Below are 21,500 nucleotides of genomic sequence, written 5' to 3'. Positions count from 1 at the left end.
GGCATCACTCTTTTCACTCGTTTCATCGGGCCAGCGGATCGGCCCACGGAGAACACCATGACCCAGACCCTGCCCGCAACGAGCGCAGAGTGCGTGCTTTATCCCCTCACCACCCCGCAACTGGACATCTGGCTGGACCAGGTGCTGCATGCTGACAGCCCGTTGTACAACATCGGCGGCTATGCCCGCATCAACGGCGCGGTCGACGCCACGCTGCTACGGGCGGCCTTCAACCAGGTCGTCAACGGCCACGATGCCCTGCGGATCCAGCTGGTGCCCGGCTCCAGCGAGCACCCGCTGCCGCGCCAACGCTTCCTGGGGCCGGTCGACGCCCCGTTGGCGGTGCACGACGTGTCGGGCCATGCCGATCCAGAGGCCAGCGCATTGGCCTTGCTGCAGGCCGAGCTGCAAACCCCGTTTTCCTTTGACGATGGGCTGCTGGTGCGTGCGGACCTGGTCAAGGTCCGGGAAGACCTCCACTACTGCTTCGTCAATTGCCATCACCTGATCATCGATGGCTGGTCCTTCGCCATGATTGGCCGAACACTCAGCCAGGCCTATACCGCCCTGCATGACCAGGCGCAAAACACGGCGACGGCCCCCACCTATCAAGCGTATGTCGAGCAGCAAGTCGCCAGCAAAGACTCGGTTTCGTTCCAGCGCCAGCGCCAATACTGGTTGGAGAAGTACCGCACACTGCCCGAGCCCCTGCTCGCACCCCGTCATCCGGGTCGGCTCGACCAACGCCTGGCGCCCAGCCAGAACCATGCCTGGCGCCTGCCCCGGGCGCTTTACAACTGTCTTGGCGAAAACGCGAAGGCCGCGGGCCAGGCGACGGTCTTCCACGTCATGCTCGGGGTGCTGTACAGCTACTTCGCGCGCACCGAGCAACGGGATGAAATCGTCATCGGCCTGCCCATCCTCAACCGCGCCAATGCCGCACACAAGGCCACGATGGGCTTGTTCGTCGGCATGAGCCCGGTACGCCTGAGCCTGGGCACCGACCTGAGCTTCAGCGACCTGGTTGGCAAGATTGCCCTGACGCTCAAGCAGGATTATCGCTACCAGCGCTTCCCGCTGAGCGAATTGAACCGCGAACTCGGCTTGCAGAACCTGGGGCGGCGGCAGTTGTTCGACGTGGTGGTGTCCTACGAGCAGGACCAGGACACCTGGTACGGGCCCGCGCCGGCACAGCCGGTCAAGCTCAGCAATGGCTACGAACAAATGCCACTGGCAATGCACGTTCGTGAGTCCGCGCCGCAAGACGATGTGTGGATGCACTTCATCTACAACGAGGCCTATTTCGACGCGTCGCAGATCGAGGCCTTGCAACAGCGCTTCATGAACATCCTGGCGTGCGTGGCCGCTGATTTCGACGTGTCGGTCGCGGCCCTCGACCCGCTGGCGCCCACTGAGCGCCGATTGCTGCAGGACTGGAATCGCACCGACGTCGACTACCCAAGGGATGTGCTGCTCCATCAACTGATCGAAGCCCAGGTCGCCGCTCGTCCCGATGCCATCGCGGTGCGCTTCGCAGACCAGGCGCTGACTTACGACGCGCTGAACCGTCAGGCCAACCGCCTGGCCCATGCCCTGCTGGAAACCGGGCTTGGCCGCGACGATCGCGTTGCCATCTGCCTGGACCGCAGCCTGGAGATGGTGGTCGGCCTGCTGGGCATTCTCAAAGCGGGTGCCGCCTACGTGCCGCTGGACCCGGGTTATCCGGCCGACCGTTTGAGCCATATGCTCAGCGACAGCGCGCCCAGTGCCCTGATCACCACCCAGGGGTTATTGGCGAACCTGCCCGCCGTGACGATGCCCGTGCTGTGCCTGGATGCCGACTCTGAAGCGCTGTCTCGACAACCGACGCACAACCCGGACCCCGCCGCGCTCGGGCTGACGCCGCGACACCTGGCCTACGTGATCTACACCTCCGGCTCCACCGGCTTGCCCAAGGGTGTGATGAACCAGCATGACGGGGTCGTCAATCGCTTGCTCTGGGCGCGCGATGCCTATGGGGTCGATGAACACAGCCGGATCCTGCAAAAGACGCCGTTCAGTTTCGACGTGTCGGTCTGGGAATTTTTCCTGCCGTTGCTCAGTGGCGCGCAACTGATCGTCGCCGCCCCCGACGGACACAAGGATCCGCACTACCTGATGGACATCATGGCGAGCGCCGGCATTACGCTGCTGCATTTCGTCCCATCGATGCTGCAGGTCTTTCTCGACCAGGTGGAGCCACAGCGCCTGCCCGCGCTCCAGCAGGTCTTGTGCAGCGGCGAGGCCTTGCCCCATGCCTTGCAGAAGCGTTTTTTCGAATGTTTGCCGACGGTTCAATTGCACAACCTCTACGGCCCCACCGAAGCGGCCGTCGACGTGACGGCCTGGCATTGCCGGCCCGATGCGCACGACGGCATCGTACCGATCGGTCGACCGATCGCGAATATCCAAATGCATGTCCTCGACGCGAACCTGCAACTGCTGCCACCGGGTGTGGCCGGCGAGCTGCACATCGGTGGCATCGGGGTCGCGCGGGGTTACCTGAACCGTCCCGAACTGACGGCCGAACGGTTTATCCACGACCCCTTGGGCAGCGAGCCCCAGGCGCGGCTGTACAAGACCGGCGACCTCGGGCGTTGGCTGCCCGATGGCAGCCTCGAATACCTGGGACGCAACGATTTCCAGGTGAAAATCCGCGGCCTGCGCATCGAACTGGGCGAGATCGAAGCCCACCTGCTCGCCTGTGATGGTGTCAAGGACGTGGTCGTGATCGCCCGCCAGGAAGCCGGCGATGCGTACCTCAACGCCTATTGGGTGAGCGAGCCCGGCTGCTCGCCATCCCCGCAAGCGTTGCGGGAAACCTTGCGCCAGCAGGTGCCTGACTACATGGTGCCCAGGCACCTGGTCGAGCTCGATCAGTTCCCGTTGAGTGTCAATGGCAAGCTGGACCGCAAGGCCCTGCCCGAGCCAGCAGCCAACCTGGGAAGCGATACGACAGCCCCATGCACGGCGTTGGAACAGGTCCTCGCCGAGCTGTGGCGGGACAACCTCAAGCGCTCGACGTTGGGCATCCATGACAACTACTTCATGCTGGGCGGCGACTCCCTGAAAGTCATCCACTTGCAGATCCATGCCCGTGAACAAGGGATTGCGCTGACCCTGGCGCAGGTCTACCAGTACCCCACCATCGCCCAGTTGGCCGAGGCCCTGGCGTCCGGGCAAACCCCGGCCACCGAGCTCGAACCCTTGGCCCACGTGGCGCCTTTCGCCCAGGTTCCGTCGGCAATCCGCCTGGCCAGCGAAGGCGTGTTCGATGACGTGTTTGCCGCTTCGCAGCTGCAAGTCGGGATGATTTATCACTCGATGATGCACCCGGATTCGGCGATCTATCACGACATCTTCCGCTACCGCTTGCGCCTGCAGTGGGATGCGCCGGCGTGGGAGCGGGCCTGTACCGCATTGATCCGGCGTCATCCGGCCTTGCGCATGTCGTTCGATATCGGTCACGCCGAGGTGCCCATGGCCCGGGTGCACTCGAGCGTCGAGCCGCCGGTGCAAATCATCGATGTCTGCTCAATGAGCCCCGACGCCCGGGCCCACGCCATCGCCGCCTACGTGGAGGAGCGCAAGCGTTACCGCGAAGACTGGCATCGGGCGCCGCTGTATCAGTTCTGCGTGTTCGTCGCGGAGACTGAAATCGACCTGGTCTTCAGCTTCCACCATGCGATCCTCGATGGCTGGAGCGTCGCCACCTTGATGCGCGACCTGATCACGCTCTACACCTCGGCACCGGGCACCGACGCCCTGCCGGCCCTGACCACCACGCCAGCCGACTTCGTGGCCCTGGAGCAACAAGCCATGGCGACGCAGACCCACCGCCGGTTCTGGCGCGAATACCTGCACGATGCGCCGGCCGCGGCCATGACCAGCTGGATCCATGGAGTGGCACCAGACCCGACGCCGCACCGCTCGGCCTACCGTGAACTGCCGGCCGCGGACCTGGCCCGGCTCGAAGCCTTCTGCCAGGCCCGTGACCTGCCCCTGCGCGCGGTCCTGCTGACGGCCCACGGTTTCGCCCAGGCAATCATGTCCAATCAAAAGGACGTGCTGTGCGGTGTGATCAGCCATGGCCGACCGGCATTCGAAGATGCCGCTTCGGTCCTGGGTCTGTTCCTCAATACCCTGCCGGTACGCTTCAGCAGCCAGGGCCAGAGCTGGCTGGAGCTGATCCGGGCAACGATTGCCCAGGAACAACAGGTCTTTGCCCATCGGCGCTATCCGTTCGCGTTGATTCATCGCGAGACCGATGTCGCCTTGAACGTGGTGTTCAATTACGTCGATTTCTACGTGCTCAAGGACCTGCTGGCCCAAGGCGAAGAGATCCTCACCGATTGGGAAACCACGGAAGCGAGCAACTACGACTTGCTGACCACCCTCGGCCGCCACCCCGCCAACGGTTCGCTGATGTTGAAAATGGACTACCGCACCGCGCGTGTCGCTACGAGCCAGGCCGAAGCCTATGCCGAGTACCTGCTGCGTACGCTGGAACTGATGATCGCCGCGCCTGAGGCCAAACCGGCCATCCCGGCCTGGCTGCCGCCCGTCGACCGAACTACGCCAGAGGCCGCTACGCCCTTGCCCCACGACAACCTGTCGAGCGTGTTACTGGACAGTTTCGCGCGTCATGGCGAGCAGACCGCCGTGAGCTTTGGCCAGGCCCGTCTTTCCTACCGCCAACTGCACGATACGTGCGCCCGACTGGTGAACTGGCTGCACCGCCACGGTATCGGCCAGGGGGATCGGGTCGCGATCATGATGCCCCGCTCGCCCGACCTGATCGTCGCCTTGCTCGGTGTCGTACAGGCCGGCGCCGCCTACGTTCCGATCGACCTGAGCTATCCGCAGGAGCGTATCCAGCTGATTCTAGAAGACTCGCAGCCACGCCTGGTGCTGTTCGCCGATGCGTCTGCGAGCCTGGCGATGGCCCTGGCAGGCCAGGCCGATACGCGCCACTGGGACAGCGTGGTCGCCGGCTTCGACGACAACCTGGCCGGCAGTCACCAACAGGTGGCCGCCATTGCCGCCGGCATCATGGCTGAAGACAACGCCTACTTGCTCTACACCTCGGGCTCGACCGGCCGCCCCAAGGGCGTGGCCATGCCACACCTGGCCTTGACCAATATGATCCTCTGGCAGAATCGCCAGCAGGCGCAGGATGTCCATGGGACACAACCGCTGAAGACGCTGCAATACGCGCCCATCTCATTCGACGTTTCGTTCCAGGAAATTTTCTCGACCCTGTCCAGCGGTCATGAGCTGGTGATGATTGACGAAGGGCTGCGCTATGACTTCATCCGCTTGCTGAAGTTTATTGGCGCGCAAGAGGTGAATCGTCTGTTCCTGCCTTACGTCGCCTTCCAGGGCTTGGCCGAAGTCGCCACACAACTCGGTATCCACCCCACCTCGCTGCGCCAGATCAACGTCGCCGGCGAGCAGCTGAAAATCACTGCCGAAATCCGCGACCTGATCGATCGCCTCGGCGATTGCCGGGTCGAGAACCACTATGGCCCGACCGAGGCCCATGTGGTCACGAGCCTGCGACTTGAAGGCGCGACGGCGACCTGGCCGAGCATGCCGCCGATCGGCACGCCCATCGACGGAGTACGCCTGCATGTCCTGGACGCGGCCGGCACCCCCTGCCCGGTCGGCGTGACGGGCGACCTGTTCATCGAAGGGGCCTGTCTCGCCAATGGTTACTGGAATCGCCCCGACCTGACCGACGAGCGCTTCATTTATCGCCAGCTCGAGGGACAGACCCGACGTTTGTATGAAACCGGCGACATTGGTTTCTACTTGCCTGGCGGCGATCTGGTGTACCAGGGCCGCAGCGACGCTCAAGTCAAGATTCGCGGTTACCGCGTCGAGCTCGGCGAGATCGAAGTGGCCATGCTCGGCTCCGCCCGGTTCAGGGCCGACATCGAGCAGGTGGCGGTCATCGACAAGACGGCAACCGACGGCAGTCGTTATCTGGTGGGCTTTGTCCAGGTCCTGCCGGGCCGCGAGCCGGACCTGGACCAATTCAAGGCGGAAATGCGCCTGGCGCTGCCCGACTACATGGTGCCGAACACGCTGGTCAGGATCGCGCAGCTACCGCTCGGGCCCACGGGCAAGATCGACCGGCAGCGCTTGCAGAAGATAGAAGTCCAGACCACCTTGCAGCGGTCCTTCATTGGCCCGCGCAATGCCATGGAGGATCTGCTGCAAGCCTACTGGCAGGAAACGTTGGACCTGGACAACATCAGCGTCCACGACAACTTCTTCGAGCTGGGGGGCAATTCGCTCAAGGCGGTGCGACTGGTGGCCATGCTCGCCAGACATCAAGGCCTGGAACCTTCGCTGTCCGACTTTATCCAGGCGCCGACCATCGCCGAATTCGCCCAGGTGCTGCAACAGACCGAAACCGGACACCCCGGCGCCGGCGCGCTGGTGGACTTCAAGAATGCCACGCGCAAGCCGACGTTGTTCCTGGTCCACCCCATCGGCGGACACGTGCTGTGCTATGCGGCACTGGCGCGGGTGCTCAAGGACCAGGTCCACCTGTATGCCCTGCAAGCGCCAGGCACATGGGATGGCCGTGAACCGTTGCAATCGGTGCAGGCCCAGGCGGTGTACTACGCGGATGCCATCGAGCAGGTCGCCCCTGAAGGTCCCCTGAACATAGGCGGCTGGTCCTATGGCGGCGTCGTGGCGTATGAACTGGCCAGCGAGTTGCAGCGGCGCGGACGGCGCCTGCATAACGTGTTCCTGCTGGACACCATCGTGCGCGTCAGACAGGGCGAGGTGCGGATAGAACGCAGCGAGTTCATGAACTGGTTCATGTGGGAACTGCTCAGCGGCGACGGCCAGAAGGAATACGCCTACCACGCCCTCGACTTCACCTCCCTGGACGACCCGCAGGCCTTCGCGGCGATCCGGCAGCACGGTGTAGACCAGGGCATTTTTGACGAGACCATCACCCTGGAGACACTCGATCAGTTGTTCCGGGTGTTCCATGCCAACTGGCAAGGGCTGCTGGACTATCGCTTCCCGCCCCTGGACCTGCCCATCACGCTGTTCGCCGCGGACGTCGAGCTGCCCGATGTACTGCAAGCTCCCCATGAACTGGTGGGCACCGCCTTCCGCGACCCGTACCGCGGCTGGCGCTCGATTGCGCCCCACGTGCAGCGAGTCGCCGTGGAGGGCGACCATCTGACCATGATGCGCGAGCCGCACATCGAGCGAGTGGGCCAATGCATCCGGTCGCGGATGGACCTGGCCCGGGCCAGGAACGCCGAATCCATGAGCGCACTGGCTTGACCATGACCACCGATCACGGGGCCGGATTGACGGCCCCGCTTGACTCCATCGCCCGGTCGTTCCGGGCCCGATACAGGTGAAACAGCATGACAGCACCCAAAAAAGCCATTGTCGCCGGTGCCGGGATCGGCGGGCTGACCGCCGCCATCGCGCTGCAGCGCGCGGGCTGGCAGGTCAAGGTCTTCGAAGCGGCCCAGACACTGCGCACCGGTGGCACCGGCTTGTCCGTCATGGCCAATGCCATGGCGGCGTTGCACTCGATTGACGCCCATGTTCCGGTGGAACAGGCCGGCCAGGTGATCCGCGACTTCTTCTTCAAGAAGCACCAGGGCGATGCCATCACCCGCATGCCGATCCACGAGATCGGCGAACAGCTGGGTCATCCCAGTGTGAATATCCAGCGCCCGCTGTTGCTACGGGCGTTGGCGCAGCAGCTCGCAACCGACACCTTGACGACCGGGTTGCGCTGCACGGGGTATGACCCTCGCCCCGATGGAGTCGTGGTGCGGTTCGAGGACGGCAGCCTCCGGGAAGCGGATCTGTTGATTGGCGCCGATGGTCTGAACTCGGTGATTCGCCAGCAGATGCTCGGCGAAACCCCAACCCGCCCATCGGGTTATGTTGCCTGGCTGGCGGTGGCGCCCTTCAGCCATCCGGTCATGACCGAAGGCTACGTGGCGCATTACTGGGGACGCGGCAAGCGCTTCGGACTCTGCGATGTCGGGGACGGCCAGGCGTACTGGTGGGGCACCTGCAATCACGAAAACGCGGCGGATGCCGCCTTGAACATCAGCAAGCAGGAAGTGCTCGCGGCCTACGCCGGCTGGGCGCCGGAAGTCGTGGCTGCCATCGAGGCCACCCCTGAGAGCGCCATACTGAAAATGCATGCCCGGGACCGCCATCCCGTCGAGCAATTCTGCGATGGACACGTGGTGCTCTTGGGCGATGCGGCTCATCCCATGCTGCCCAGCCTGGGCCAAGGTGCCGCACAGGCGATCGAGGATGCCGTGGTACTGGCCGATCGACTGACGCAAACGCCGGACCTGCGCACCGCGCTGCTGCACTACCAGGCCCATCGTCACCCCCGGGCCAACGGGATCGTCAATGCCGCGCGCTTCATGAGCGGTATAGAGCAAACCGAATCGACCCTCGCCTGCTGGCTGCGAGAATGGTATATGCGCCTGACGCCACAAAGCAGCTTGCGGAAAAAGAACATCGACCTCCTCTCGTTCAAGCCCTGCGCATAACCTCGCGAAACAGTCACCGAGGGGCCTGGGCGGGACGGCGTGCCTCCCGCCATGGACCGGCGACATTAAAGCGTCAATGACAAAAAGCGACTCCTACATAGACAAAAAACGACATACACTGGAATGAAAATCGATAAATGAGAATTCTTCACCATACTGGGAATCCAAAATCGAGACACTGCTGCCAGACAATTCCTACATTGACGATCATGAAAAAACAGGCTTTCAAGATTCGAACCCCGAACACAACCCTTTAATTTAGCTGAATATTTTCCTGACACCGCGCTGAAAGCTGTCCCCGCGGCGATCAACGCGAGGAAAAAAACCTTTGACCCAACGTGTTTTTGCCCGGAGGTATCCAAGAACCGACACCCCACTGACTGACCCGGAATGTCCCTGTTTTCCCTTACAGACTTTTCCCACATGGAAACGCCTAATAGCCCTACCGGCTAAACCGTTTAAGTCAATAGGTTCACAAGACGATATTGGCTCCAAGTATCAACTCCAGAAGAGGCTCAAGCATTTTGGAAGCGGTCGGATTTTCTTCCGTCAACATCACGGATGCGGAGTTTTTTCGAGTAAGCAGGAATAAGGACTATGAATCGACATGCGTGTATTGAGGGTGCAGAAAAATCGCACCTCTACGTAGAGCTAGGAAAGCTGATTTCAAGTGTCGGACACGAGAGCTTCTTGACCAACATGCACCAGATGATCGAAACAACGGTGCCTGTCAGTCGACTCGAATTGAGTGAATGGACAGCCGACGACACCCAGTCGAACGTCCTCGATGTACAGCTGTTGGGGTATGCGGGTGCGGAAAAAAACGTGCACATGCAATCCCCCTGCCCCACCACGGCGATACAGCGCAACGATCACCCCTTGGTGAAAAGAGTGCTGGAGGTGGATGACGCCCTGCTGATCCATCTGAACGCACGGATGAAAGACGAAAGAGGCAATGACTGCCTCGGCACTTCCCACCAGTGCATTCTGATTTCACGCAAGGCCAATCGCCGCTGTGTGATCTCATTGCAACGCCCTCAGGTACAGCGCGACTTTTCCCTTCAGGAACTGTCCTTTCTGAAATACCTTTCCGAAACGCTGTTGCCCCTGGCCGAGCGTCATGCGCACCTCAATCGCCAATCTTTCAAAGCCTCTGGCAGCGCTACGGGCCATCCACTCGATGCCGCCGAACAGACCCAGTTGCAACGGGATTTCAATGATCGATTGAGCCCCTGCGACGTCACCCTTTCCGTGCGGGAAAAAGAAGTCTGCCTGGGCCTGCTGGCCGGGGGCACCGTGCCGGAAATTGCGGAAAAGCTGCAGGTCAAGAACAGCTCCATCGAAACCTACCTCAAGCGTGCCGCCGCCAAGCTGGGCGTGAGTGGGCGCCATGGGCTGGCGAAGTGGATGATCGGATCATGACGGCTCGCCGCGCACGGCCCGCCAGAACCCGCCTGCCTGCGCCTGCGGGGTCTGGGCAGGCACCACAATGAGATAACAGGTCGATGCATAAACTCTTGAGCCCCCTGGCGGCCGCGGCATTCATGCTGGGCGGTTGTTCGCTGATCCCGGACTACCAACGTCCCGACGCACCGGTCGCCGGGCAGTATCCGCAAACCTCGGCCTATGCCCCGGCCTTGTCGGGGCCCCTGGCGGCCGAACAGGGTTGGCGTGACCTGTTCCAGGATCCGGTGCTGGCGCAACTGATCGAAAGCGCGCTGGCCAACAACCGCGACCTGCGGGTAGCGGCCCTGAACGTCGAGGCTTACCAGGCGCAGTATCGGATCCAGCGGGCGGACCTCTTCCCGGCGATCAGCGCCAACGGCACCGGTTCGCGCCAGCGCCTGCCGGCCAGCCTCACCGGAACCGGTGACGCAGGCATCAGCAGTTCGTATTCGGCAACCCTGGGGATCAGCGCTTATGAACTGGACCTGTTCGGGCGCATACGCAGCCTCAGCGACCAGGCGTCACTGATCTATCTGTCCAGCGAAGAGGCCCGTCGCAGCAGCCAGTTGAGCCTGGTGGCCAGCGTGGCCAGTGCCTACCTGACCTGGCGTGCCGACCAGGAACTGCTGGCGCTGACCCAGGACACGCTCCAGTCCTATGAGCAAAGCCTGCGCCTGACCGAACGCAGCAACCAGGTCGGCACCGCCTCGGCCTTGAACCTGAGCCAATCGCGAACCTCGGTGGAAAGCGCCAGGGCCAGCCTGGCGAAGTTCCAGCGCCAGGTCGCCCAGGACCTCAACAACCTCACGTTGCTGGTGGGCACATCGGTCGCCGACGACCTGCCCGGCCGTCCCTTGGCATCGGACCTGCTCAGCGAAGTACCGGCGGGCCTGCCTTCGGACTTGCTGCAACGCCGGCCAGACATCCTGGAGGCCGAGTACCTGCTGCAATCGGCCAACGCCAACATCGGCGCGGCCCGTGCCGCCTTTTTCCCGAGCATCAGCCTGACCGCCAACGCGGGCAGTTCCAGTACGGAACTGTCCGGGCTGTTCAAGGGCGGGTCGGGCAGCTGGACGTTTCAACCGCAGATCAACCTACCGATTTTCAACGCCGGCAGCCTTCGGGCGAGCCTGAACTACTCGAAAATCCAGAAAGACATCCGCGTTTCGCAATATGAGAAAGCCATCCAGACCGCCTTCCAGGAAGTGTCCGATGGCCTGGCGGCACGCAAGACCTATAAAGACCAACTGATCGCCCAGCGCGACCTGGTGCAAGCCAACCAGGATTACTACCGCCTGGCGGAGCGACGTTATCGCATCGGCGTGGATAGCAGCCTGACGTTCCTCGATGCCCAACGCTCGCTGTTCAGCGCCCAGCAAACCCTGATCGTCGACCGGCTGTCGCAGCTGCTCGCCGAAGTCAATCTGTACAAGGCCCTGGGCGGGGGTTGGGTAGAACGCACAAGCAACGTGACTGTGAGGTGACTGCAAATGGGCACATTCGAACCCGGGGCACTGGTGCGCTTACGCTCGGGAGGCAAGACGATGGTGGTCAAACATGCCTCGTCCATCTCCCAGATGCCGGATACCTTGCTGCTCCTGTGCGAGTACCGGGCCAAGAATCGCCTGGTGCAGGGTTTCTATGCGATCCGCGACCTGATTCCGGCCTCCGGAAACCCAGGCACTGAAAGATCATAGCGCCCCGTTCAGCCGGCCCTTGTGGCGAGGGGATTTATCCCCTCGCCACAAGATGGGCCGTCATCAGACCGTACGCGAATACTGGACTGTCTGGTCCGCCCCCAGGTACGCGTCGAATGCCATGGCCACGTTGCGCATCATCAACTGGCCCTGGGGCAACAGCACCAGCTCATCGTCGCGAATGTCCAGCAACCCGTCGCACACCAGCTCCTGGAGTCGTTCCAGGGCATCGGCGAAGTATTCGCCAAATCGAATGCCGAAGGCGTTGTCTATCCGGTCGAAGTCGATGCGCCCATGGCACATCAGCTCGCTGATGACCTCACGCCGCAGGCGGTCATCGTCACTCAGCCGATAGCCGCGCTGCACCGGTAGCAGGCCTTGATCCAGCCGGGCGTAATACTGGGAAAGCTCCTTGACGTTCTGGTTGTAGCTGTCACCCACCTTGCCGATCGACGACACCCCCAGGCCAATCAAGTCGCAATCGGCGTGGGTGGAATAGCCTTGGAAATTGCGCTGCAAGGTGCCTTGGGCGCGGGCGCACACCAGTTCGTCATCTGGCAAAGCGAAATGGTCCATGCCGATGTAGACATAGCCGGCTTCGGTCAGGCGATTGATGGTCAGTTCCAGCAATTGCAGCTTGCGTTCGGGCGGCGGCATGTCTTCGGGGCGAATCATCCGTTGCGCCCGCACCCGTTGCGGCAGGTGCGCATAGCTGTAGGCCGCGATCCGGTCTGGCCGCAAGGCGATGATCTTGCTCAAGGTGGTATCGAAACTGGCGATGGTCTGCAACGGCAGGCCATAGATCAGATCGACGCTGACGGATTTGAAGCGCGCCCGACGCGCGGCCTCCACCAGCTCGACGACCTGGGCCTCGCTTTGCACCCGGTTGACGGCAATCTGCACCTGGGCATCAAAATCCTGGACGCCAAAGCTCAGGCGATTGAATCCCAGTTGGCGCAGGCCTTGGATCTGTTGCGCATCGATGGTCCGCGGATCGACCTCGATGGAAAACTCATGGGCGTCGCTGTCATCCATGTCGAACGACTGGTGCAGGCAGTCCATCAGGTCGCCCAGTTGCCCATGGGTCAGGTACGTCGGCGTGCCCCCGCCCAGATGCAGCTGGGTGAGTTTGCGCGATCGGTCGAACAAGGCCGCTTGCAGGGCTATTTCGCGCTTGAGGTAGGTCAGGTATTCGGTGGCGCGATGGGTCTTGCGGGTGATGATCTTGTGGCACGCGCAGTAATAGCAAAGGCTCTGGCAGAACGGGATATGGATGTAGACCGACAACGACTTGGGCTGCGCAGCCTCGTGACTGCGCTGGGCAGCCTGGCGATACTCGTCCATGGCAAAGGCCTGGTGAAACTGCGGGGCCGTCGGATAGGAGGTGTAGCGCGGTCCCGGGCGGTCGTACTTCTCCACCAGGGCACGATTGAAACCGAAGGCAGTCTTCATGAGGGGGTCAACTTTTCAAAGGCGTGTGGGCTTGCCTCGTCCGGTGCCGGGTCGAACAGGTTGCAGATCGCATCCACGTTCAAGCGCCCGGCGGGCAAGATGCCGATAAACCGGCTCGTCAGCTCGATCAATCCCTGGTCATGCAACGCTTCCAGCAACGGCCAGACGGACGCGAAGTGCTCGCGAAACACCAGGCCGAAACGCGCTTCGATAGCCGGTATATCCAACTCCATGTCACAGGAAAGCTGCTCGGTCACGCTCGCGCTGACCTGGTCCTGCGCTTCACAGCGCCAGCCACGGCACACCGGCAATTGCCCGGCATCCAGTTGCTGGCAATAGCGAAGCAGGTCGTCGGTGTTCTGTACGTACAGGTGCTCGATCTGGGTGATGGCTGACAAACCGAAACCCACATGATCACAGCAACCGTGACGGGTAAAACCCTGGCAATTGCGATGCAGGCGTCCGTGCTCCTGGGCTACCGCCAGGTCATCGTCGGCCCTGACGAACTGGCCCAGGCCGATGTAATGATATCCGGCACCGATCAACTGTTCGCAACAGATGCGCCGCATGGCGTCCTTGTCGGTCGTGCCGCAAAAGACCCCAGCCACCCCGGCGTTCTTCGAGCGATAACGATAAGGCGCGCGGGCATAGTCGAAAACGTGCAGCCGGTCCGGTTCCAGTTCGATCAGCGTCGCCAGTTTCCGGGCGAAACTGTTGGGCGTCTGCCAGGCGTGGCCGTAGCCCAAGTCAATGTTGATGGAGCGAAAACCAAACGTGCGCGCCGCATCGATCAGCGAATGGATCGGTGCCGGGTTCTGGTAGCAATCGACCGACAGCTCAGTGTCGATACCAATGTCGGGCACACCGATGCTGACATGGGTGAAGCCCTGGTCACGGATCAGGCCCATGGTCGACCAGTCCGTGTGATGCAGGTCCACTTCGATGCTTTGATCGGCACCGTCGTATTCGCTGAAGTCGAAGCGCTTGCGCAGATCGCTCATCAGTTTCTGCAAATGAGCGATCACCGGTGTGCCACCGGTCAGGCAAAACTGCTCGACGCGTCGACCTGCCCCCAGGTGGCAACCGACCAAACCCATTTCATACGCCAGGCGCTGCAGGTAGCCCTCGATCTCGCCGCATCGGCAGTTGCTGGCAAGGGGCGAACACGACGCCAGCCGCAAGCGCGAAGGCAGGTGCACCGCCACGGATAGGGGCCGTCGTTTCTGGCGGCTGGTGCGCAACCCCCGAAGCAGGTCGAGGGACCCGATGCCGGCATGGAATCTACGGGTACCGACCGGGCCATCGAAATCAGCCACCCGCGGGGCACGTCCCGAGGGTGGCTCGCCGGGGGCATGGAACGGGTCGAACATGACAATCTCCCAGTGGCTGTGCCAGGGCAGTTTGCGCGCTCACCGGCCGGGCCTCCTTGACCTGTATCAAGCGCTTGCTCCCGCCGCCAGCGCTTACCAAGTGACGTAGAACATTCCCTTGGCCAGCAGCACGATCGCCACCATGTGCAGGAACACGCTGACATGGATGATGTGCACGTAGCGGGCGTTCATGCGTGCGCGCCTGAACAGCCACATGGCCCAGAGGAAATGCCCCAGCACACTGCCCGCCAACAGGATCTTCAGCCCCAGCAGTACACCGAAGGACGACTGCAACGGCGACGACAATGCCGGCCAATAGCGTAGCCAGACCATGCCACCGCCCGCGCCGAACAGCACCAGCAGCACCCACGGCATCAACTGCCGGGCGCGCCGGCTGATGCCCTGCTCCAGCAACACCATGACTTTGGCGGGCAGTTGCTTGCGGATGCTTTCCAGGAACAGGACCTCGAAGAACACCGTGCCGATGAACACCAGCGCGGCAAACAGATGCAAGGTCAGAAACAGCGGATAACTCATGAGGGTGCCTCGGTCGCCCCTTTTCAGCAGGGGCGCTGGTTTATTCGAGGTTATCCTGCGGGACTGGAAACGGGGTTGATGCCAATCAAGGAAACCGCATGTCCGCCACACCAACGAATCCTGTGGGAGCGAGCTTGCTCGCGATAGCGTCGGATCTGTTGCATTGAGGTGGACTGACACACCGCTATCGCGAGCAAGCTCGCTCCCACAGTAGGCGGCGTCGGGCTTGGGAAAGCGTCAACGAAACGTTGCTCTTGCGCTCACCCCACACAACCGCTGATCAGTTAGTCCGGCTTTTTGACACTTTCCCCGATATGCGGTCACAACTTTTGCGCTCCGTTGGGTCATAACACGAAGGCCGTCGATGGAATGTTGACGTCTACCTAGGTTTAAGCCTGATACGGAGATAAGCTCATGATTTTCAACGTACAAAATTTTGGCGCCAAAGGAGATGGCATCACAGACGACACAGCAGCCATCCAGAGTGCGATTGATGCGGCGGCCGCGGCCGGCGGTGGGCAGGTGTACATGCCCACTGGCACCTACATCGTTTCGGGGGGTGAGGAACCTTCTGACGGCTGCCTGATGCTCAAGAGCAACGTCTATCTGTACGGCGACGGCATGGGCGACACCACGGTCAAGCTGGCCGATGGCTCCGACACCAAGATCACCGGCATCATCCGCTCGGCCTATGGCGAGGAAACCCACGATTTCGGCGTGAGCAACCTGACCATCGACGGCAACCGCGACAACACCACCGGCAAGGTCGACGGCTGGTTCAACGGCTATATTCCCGGCGAAGAAGGCTACGACTCCAACGTGACCCTCGACAGCGTCGAGATCAAGGATTGCTCCGGGTACGGTTTCGACCCCCACGAGCAAACCGTCAACATGGTCATCAAGAACAGCGTGTCCCACGGCAACGGCCTGGACGGTTTCGTCGCCGACTTCCTCAGCGACAGCACCTTCGAAAACAACGTTGCCTACAACAACGACCGCCACGGTTTCAACGTCGTCACCAGCACCCACGATTTCACCATGACCAATAACGTCGCCTACGACAACGGCGGCAATGGCATCGTGGTCCAGCGCGGCAGCGAGAACATTCCCTCGCCCAGCAACATCACCATCACCGGCGGCGAGGTGTACGGCAACGGCGCCGAAGGTGTGCTGGTCAAGCTCTCCAGCGAAGTGACCGTCACGGGCATCGATATCCATGACAACGCCAGTGCCGGGATCCGCATCTACGGCAGCAACCACGTCGACGTCATCGATAACACCCTCAACAACAACGCCCTGGGCAGTGCCGTACCGGAAATCATCATCCAGTCCTACGACGACACCCTGGGCGTGTCCGGCAAGTACTTCAACGGCAGCGATAACCTCATCCAGGGCAACACCATCAGCGGCAGCGACCTGTCGACCTACGGTGTCGCAGAGCGCAATGAAGACGGCACCGACCGCAACGCCATCATCGCCAACACCATCAGCCACACCAGCAAGGGTGCCACGCTGGTCTATGGCGACGGCAGCTACGTCAGCGCCACGGTGCCGATGACCACCGTACAAGGCACGGCGGGCAACGACACCCTGCTCGGCAGCGCCGCCAGCGAGATTTTCTATGGCGGCGCGGGTAATGACACCATCAATGGCGCGGCCGGCGGCGACATCCTCGTCGGTGGCGCAGGCGTCGACAAACTCACCGGCGGCACCGGCGCCGATACGTTCCGGTTCGTCGCTCAGTCGGACAGTTACCGCAACGCGACCACCAGCTTCGATGACACCATCACCGACTTCGACGTCACCCAGGACAAGATCGACCTCGCCGGCCTCGGCTTCACCGGGTTGGGCAATGGCCGTGGCGGCACCCTGCAGGTCAGCTACAGCGCCAGCAACAACCGCACTTACATCAAGGACTTCGACGCCGATGCCAGTGGCAATCGCTTCGAGCTGATTCTCTCGGGCAACCTCGCCAGTACCCTGACCGCCAGCAACTTCATCTTCAACCGGGTGATCACCGGCACCAGTGGCAGCGACTCGTTGCTGGGGAGCGATGCGGCCGACACCTTGCTCGGCCTGGCGGGCAATGACAGCCTCAGTGGCGGCGCCGGCGACGACAAGCTCGACGGCGGTGCCGGCATGGACACCCTCACCGGTGGCGCAGGGGCGGATACCTTTGTGTTCGCCAATCGCCTGGACAGCTACCGCAACTACAACACCGGTGGCGCCAACCTGGGCGACCTGATCACCGACTTCAACGTCAGCGCCGACAAGATCGACCTCTCGGCCATGGGTTTCACCGGCCTGGGGGATGGCAAGAACAACACCGTGTACCTGGTGCTCAACAGCGCCGGCACCAAGACCTACATCAAGTCCCTGGAAGCCGATGCCAATGGCAACCGCTTCGAAGTGGCGTTGGATGGCAATTACCTCAACACCTTGACCAGTGCCAACTTCGTCTTCGCCACCGCCTCGCCGACCAACCAGGCGCCGGTACTGGCGACGCCGCTGCTGGACCAGAACGCGACCGAAAACACCCCGTTCAGTTACGTGGTGCCGGCCACCAGTTTCACCGATCCAGACAACGACAGCTTGAGCTACACCGCCAAACTCGCCAATGGCAGCGCCCTGCCCAGTTGGCTGGTCTTCGATGCCGCCACCCGCACCTTCAGTGGCACGCCACCCGACACCGCGTCGGGCACCTACGCCATCCAGGTCACAGCGAGCGACGGCAGCAACGCCACCGTCAGCGACAGCTTTACCCTCGCCGTGCAGGACGTTCCCACCACCATTGTGATCAATGGCACGCCGAACAACGACACGCTGACCGGCACCGCGGCCAATGAACAACTGTTCGGTGGCGCGGGCAATGACACCCTCAATGGTGGCGCCGGCAACGACATCCTGGTCGGCGGCACCGGAGTGGACAAACTCACAGGCGGCACAGGGGCCGATGTGTTCCGCTACACCTCCAAACTCGACAGCTACCGCACCAGTTCCACCAGCGCCAGTGACCAGATTCTCGACTTCGAGCTGACGGCGGACAAGATCGATGTCTCGGCGCTTGGCTATACCGGCCTGGGCAACGGGCTCAACGGCACCCTGCAGGTCACTTACAGTTCGTCGACCAACCGCACCTACCTCAAGGACCTCACGGTCGATGCCAACGGCAACCGGTTCGAGATCTCGATGGCGGGCAACTTCGTCAGCAGCCTGACGGCCAATCACTTCGTCTTCGCCGACCAGACCAACCCCACCAACGTGGCCCCGGTCGTGGCCACCCCACTCCTGGACCAGAACGCCAGTGAAAGCACGCCGTTCAAATACACGGTGGCGAGCAACAGCTTCACCGACGCCAACCAGGATGTGCTGACCTATACCGCGACCCTCGCCAATGGCACCGCCCTACCCACCTGGCTGAGCTTCAATGCCACCAGCCTGACCTTCAGCGGCACGCCAACCAGCACCGCTGCAGGCAACTACGACATACTGGTCAAGGCCACCGACCCCTCGGGCGCCTCGGTCAGCGACAACTTCAGCCTGGTGGTGGCCGATGCGCCCGCCAACACCATTACCGGCACCAACAACGCCGAAACCCTCAACGGCACGACGGGTGCGGACCTGATCCTCGGCCTCGGCGGCAACGATACGATCAAGGCCGGCACCGGCGCGGACATCGTCGACGGCGGTGCCGGACGCGACTCGTTGTACGGTGGCGATGGCGCCGACACGTTCCGCTACAGCAACCTGTCCGACAGCTACCGCGACTACGACACCGGGGGCGTCACGGCCACCGACACGATTTATGACTTTACCGTTGGCGTCGACAAAATCGACGTTTCGGGGCTGGGCTTTCTCGGCCTCGGCGATGGCAGCAACGGCACGCTGTACATGACCCTGAACACGGCGGGCGACAAGACCTACATCAAGTCCGCCGAAGCCGACGCCGATGGCAATCGCTTCGAGATCGCCCTCAACGGCAATTACCTCAACACCCTCACCGCCAACGACTTCGTCTTCGGCGAGCGTGCCCAGCAGGACATTCTCTACCTGCCCACCCTCGGCCAATCCAATGCGCGCCTGCTGCGCATGACCGAGGACGATGACCAATCGGGCACCTCGATGCTGGTCAATGACTTGAACCGCTACACCACCTACGACGTGCGCAGCCAGTTCACCGATGCCGATGGCAACGGTATCGACATCGCGGTCGGCGGCAGCACGGTCAACGGCCTGTCCACACTCAGCCCCGAGGAACTCCAGCTGTGCTGGTGGCTGACAGACACCAACCAGCCCGGGCCGGCACTGTTGCGGGCGGTGACGTTGCTGCGCGACCAACGCACCGAACTGCAGTCGATCGACAACGTCACCATGGGCATCATCTGGGGCCAGGGCGAGGAAGCCGCCCAGGAAATCGCCCGCGCCACGGACAAGGCCGCGGCGGCAGCGGCCTACAAGGCTGCAACCTTGAAGGTGTTCGATTACCTGCACGCCCAGTTCGGCAACTTCAGTGTGTACATGATGGAGACGGGGCACTACGAGCAGGACGCGGCGCGGGCCCGGGGTTACTCGGAAGAGAAAATTGCCTCCATCGTCGAAGGCGTCGGTTATGTCCGCGCCGCCCAGGAGGCCATGGCCGCCGAACGCGCCGACGTCAAGCTGGCGGTGGACTACACCGACCTGCCCTTGCGCTACGAAGTCGATCCGCTGGTGTATCCCGACGATGTCTGGCACCTGCACGAAGAATCGGCGGAAATCGTCGGCCAGCGCCTGGCCGACTACATCGCCGATGACCTGGGCTTCCACGGCAACCCCAACGACAACAACAGCGTGCAGGACATTTTCGACAACGCCCAGAACCAGGGCGGACACATTTCCGGCACCGACCAGGACGATACCCTGGTGGGCAGCTCGGGCAACGACACGATCGATGGCGACCTGGGCGCCGACACCATGACCGGCGGCGATGGCAACGACATCTACGTGGTCGACAACGCGTTCGACAGTGTGGTGGAAACCAACACCTCGGCCTCGCAGATCGACACCGTGAAAGCTTCGGTCAGTTGGACCCTGGGCGCCAACCTCGAAAACCTGGTGCTCACCGGCATATCGGAGATCGACGGCACCGGTAACGAGCGGCGTAACTTCATCACCGGCAATGCCGCCCATAACGTGCTCGATGGCGCCGCCGGGGCCGACAGCATGAGTGGTGGTGACGGCAACGACAGTTACTTTGTCGACAATGCCGACGACAGCGTCATCGAGACCAACAGCAATGCGACGACGGGAGGCGTCGACAGCGTGCACAGCAGCCTGGCCGCCTATACGCTGGGCAGCAACGTCGAGAACCTGTACATCGACAGCACTGGCGCCGCCAATGGCACGGGCAACGCGCTGGACAACACGCTGTTCGCTGGCGCCGGCAACAACATCCTGGACGGGCGCGATGGCAACGATACGGTGTCGTTCGAACGAGCCCTGGCCGGTGTTACGGTGAACCTCTCGACGTCTGCGCAACAAAACACGGTGGGTTCCGGGCTCGACACCTTGAAATTCATCGAGAACCTGACGGGAAGCGCCTATGCCGACAGTCTGTCCGGTAACAGCGCGGGGAACATCCTGAATGGGGGTGCAGGCAACGATACGTTGGTGGGCGGTTCGGGCGATGACCGGTTGATCGGCGGCGCAGGCACCGACAACCTCACCGGTGGCACGGGCGCGGACACCTACGCGTTCGGTGCGCTGTCGGACATGGGCGTCGGGGCTTTGCGCGATGTGATCAACGGTTTCAAGAGCGCGGAGTTCGACAAGTTGGACCTCACCGGCCTGGACGCCAACCCGGCGACCGCCACCGTCGATGCCTTCACGTTCATCGGCAGCAATGCCTTCGACGCCACCAACGCCACCGGCCAGTTGCGCTTCGTCGATGGCATCGTCTCCGGCAGTACCAACGCCGACGCCACCCCCGAGTTCGAGTTCGAACTGGTGGGCGTCAAGGAGCTGCACGCCAGCGACTTCACCGCCTGAAGCAAGCCCCCACAAGGGGGCTTGGCCCCAGATTAGACTGTCGGAGATCAGACTGTGGGAGATTCTATGTTGCAGGGCAACCCTGCAACATAGGCGTTGGCTGGTATTCGCTCTGATTTTTCATCAAGGCAAATGCCACTCGGCAGAGCTTGCGGGCTAGCACCACCAAGGCCTGGGTTTTTGAAAAGCCTCTCGCTAGGTACGACTCGTAAAATGGTTTCCATCTAGGCGAGCGGCACGCCGTCATTGCGGCGATATGAGCTAGTCGGCGTATTTCTGGATCCCCCTTCTTGGACAGGTATCGGGCGCCATTCTTTTTTCCAGAATCATCGACCCGCAAGTCCATCCCTAAAAAAGCGATAAACGCA

At 62.2% G+C, this 21,500-nt stretch carries 10 protein-coding genes; 6 read left to right on the top strand and 4 right to left on the bottom strand.

The genetic code is table 11. The features are described 5' to 3' along the window. Window positions 1–57: 57 nt before the first annotated feature. From BLQ55_RS30175 to BLQ55_RS30155, 5 genes are all read left to right on the top strand, one after another. On the top strand, window positions 58–7,356 hold the full coding sequence (locus tag BLQ55_RS30175) for an amino acid adenylation domain-containing protein (RefSeq protein ID WP_092259286.1): 7,299 nt from the start codon (window positions 58–60) through the stop codon (window positions 7,354–7,356). An 86-nt stretch (window positions 7,357–7,442) separates the two neighbouring features. Continuing rightward, window positions 7,443–8,603, top strand: coding sequence for an FAD-dependent monooxygenase (locus BLQ55_RS30170; RefSeq protein WP_092259283.1), 1,161 nt, complete (start codon window positions 7,443–7,445; stop codon window positions 8,601–8,603). A gap of 597 nt (window positions 8,604–9,200) precedes the next feature. Beyond that, window positions 9,201–10,025 carry a helix-turn-helix transcriptional regulator gene (locus BLQ55_RS30165; protein ID WP_072410160.1) on the top strand — a complete coding sequence of 275 codons (825 nt, stop codon included), beginning with the start codon at window positions 9,201–9,203 and terminating at the stop codon, window positions 10,023–10,025. 83 nt (window positions 10,026–10,108) lie between these two features. After that, window positions 10,109–11,533, top strand: coding sequence for an AdeC/AdeK/OprM family multidrug efflux complex outer membrane factor (gene adeC / locus BLQ55_RS30160; protein WP_092204598.1), 1,425 nt, complete (start codon window positions 10,109–10,111; stop codon window positions 11,531–11,533). Window positions 11,534–11,539: 6 nt separating this feature from the next. After that, window positions 11,540–11,746, top strand: a complete 207-nt coding sequence (locus tag BLQ55_RS30155) for a hypothetical protein (protein ID WP_092204597.1) — start codon at window positions 11,540–11,542, stop codon at window positions 11,744–11,746. A gap of 63 nt (window positions 11,747–11,809) precedes the next feature. On the opposite strand, the gene hemN is transcribed toward BLQ55_RS30155, so the two are convergent. From hemN to BLQ55_RS30140, 3 genes are all read right to left on the bottom strand, one after another. Continuing rightward, a complete protein-coding gene (gene hemN, locus BLQ55_RS30150) occupies window positions 11,810–13,198 on the bottom strand; it encodes an oxygen-independent coproporphyrinogen III oxidase (RefSeq protein ID WP_092259280.1) in 1,389 nt (462 codons plus the stop codon). Further along, window positions 13,195–14,568 (bottom strand): oxygen-independent coproporphyrinogen III oxidase, encoded by a 1,374-nt coding sequence (locus BLQ55_RS30145; RefSeq protein WP_092259277.1) that lies wholly within the window; start codon window positions 14,566–14,568, stop codon window positions 13,195–13,197. The genes hemN and BLQ55_RS30145 overlap by 4 nt, the downstream gene beginning before the upstream one ends. A gap of 93 nt (window positions 14,569–14,661) precedes the next feature. Next, the gene (locus BLQ55_RS30140; RefSeq protein ID WP_092259274.1) at window positions 14,662–15,105 is read right to left on the bottom strand and encodes a CopD family copper resistance protein; all 444 of its coding nucleotides are present in this window, start codon (window positions 15,103–15,105) and stop codon (window positions 14,662–14,664) included. A 414-nt stretch (window positions 15,106–15,519) separates the two neighbouring features. Between BLQ55_RS30140 and BLQ55_RS30135 the strand changes: the two genes are divergently transcribed. Then, window positions 15,520–21,132, top strand: coding sequence for a putative Ig domain-containing protein (locus tag BLQ55_RS30135; protein WP_092259271.1), 5,613 nt, complete (start codon window positions 15,520–15,522; stop codon window positions 21,130–21,132). A gap of 64 nt (window positions 21,133–21,196) precedes the next feature. On the opposite strand, the gene BLQ55_RS30130 is transcribed toward BLQ55_RS30135, so the two are convergent. Further along, window positions 21,197–21,500: transposase (locus BLQ55_RS30130; protein ID WP_143011795.1), on the bottom strand; the 304-nt coding region annotated here is incomplete at its 5' end.

It is taken from the genome of Pseudomonas sp. NFACC13-1 (genome assembly GCF_900104425.1).
GTDB classification, from domain to species: Bacteria; Pseudomonadota; Gammaproteobacteria; order Pseudomonadales; family Pseudomonadaceae; genus Aquipseudomonas; species Aquipseudomonas fluorescens_AA.
Note: the sequence above shows the minus strand (reverse complement) of the source record. Positions and strands in the feature narration are given on the sequence as shown.

Coding starts and splice junctions, on each gene's coding strand:
- BLQ55_RS30175 (WP_092259286.1), top strand. CDS start 58: ATGACCCAGACCCTGCCCGCAACGAGCGCAGAGTGCGTGCTTTATCCC.
- BLQ55_RS30170 (WP_092259283.1), top strand. CDS start 7,443: ATGACAGCACCCAAAAAAGCCATTGTCGCCGGTGCCGGGATCGGCGGG.
- BLQ55_RS30165 (WP_072410160.1), top strand. CDS start 9,201: ATGAATCGACATGCGTGTATTGAGGGTGCAGAAAAATCGCACCTCTAC.
- adeC (WP_092204598.1), top strand. CDS start 10,109: ATGCATAAACTCTTGAGCCCCCTGGCGGCCGCGGCATTCATGCTGGGC.
- BLQ55_RS30155 (WP_092204597.1), top strand. CDS start 11,540: ATGGGCACATTCGAACCCGGGGCACTGGTGCGCTTACGCTCGGGAGGC.
- hemN (WP_092259280.1), bottom strand. CDS start 13,198: ATGAAGACTGCCTTCGGTTTCAATCGTGCCCTGGTGGAGAAGTACGAC.
- BLQ55_RS30145 (WP_092259277.1), bottom strand. CDS start 14,568: ATGTTCGACCCGTTCCATGCCCCCGGCGAGCCACCCTCGGGACGTGCC.
- BLQ55_RS30140 (WP_092259274.1), bottom strand. CDS start 15,105: ATGAGTTATCCGCTGTTTCTGACCTTGCATCTGTTTGCCGCGCTGGTG.
- BLQ55_RS30135 (WP_092259271.1), top strand. CDS start 15,520: ATGATTTTCAACGTACAAAATTTTGGCGCCAAAGGAGATGGCATCACA.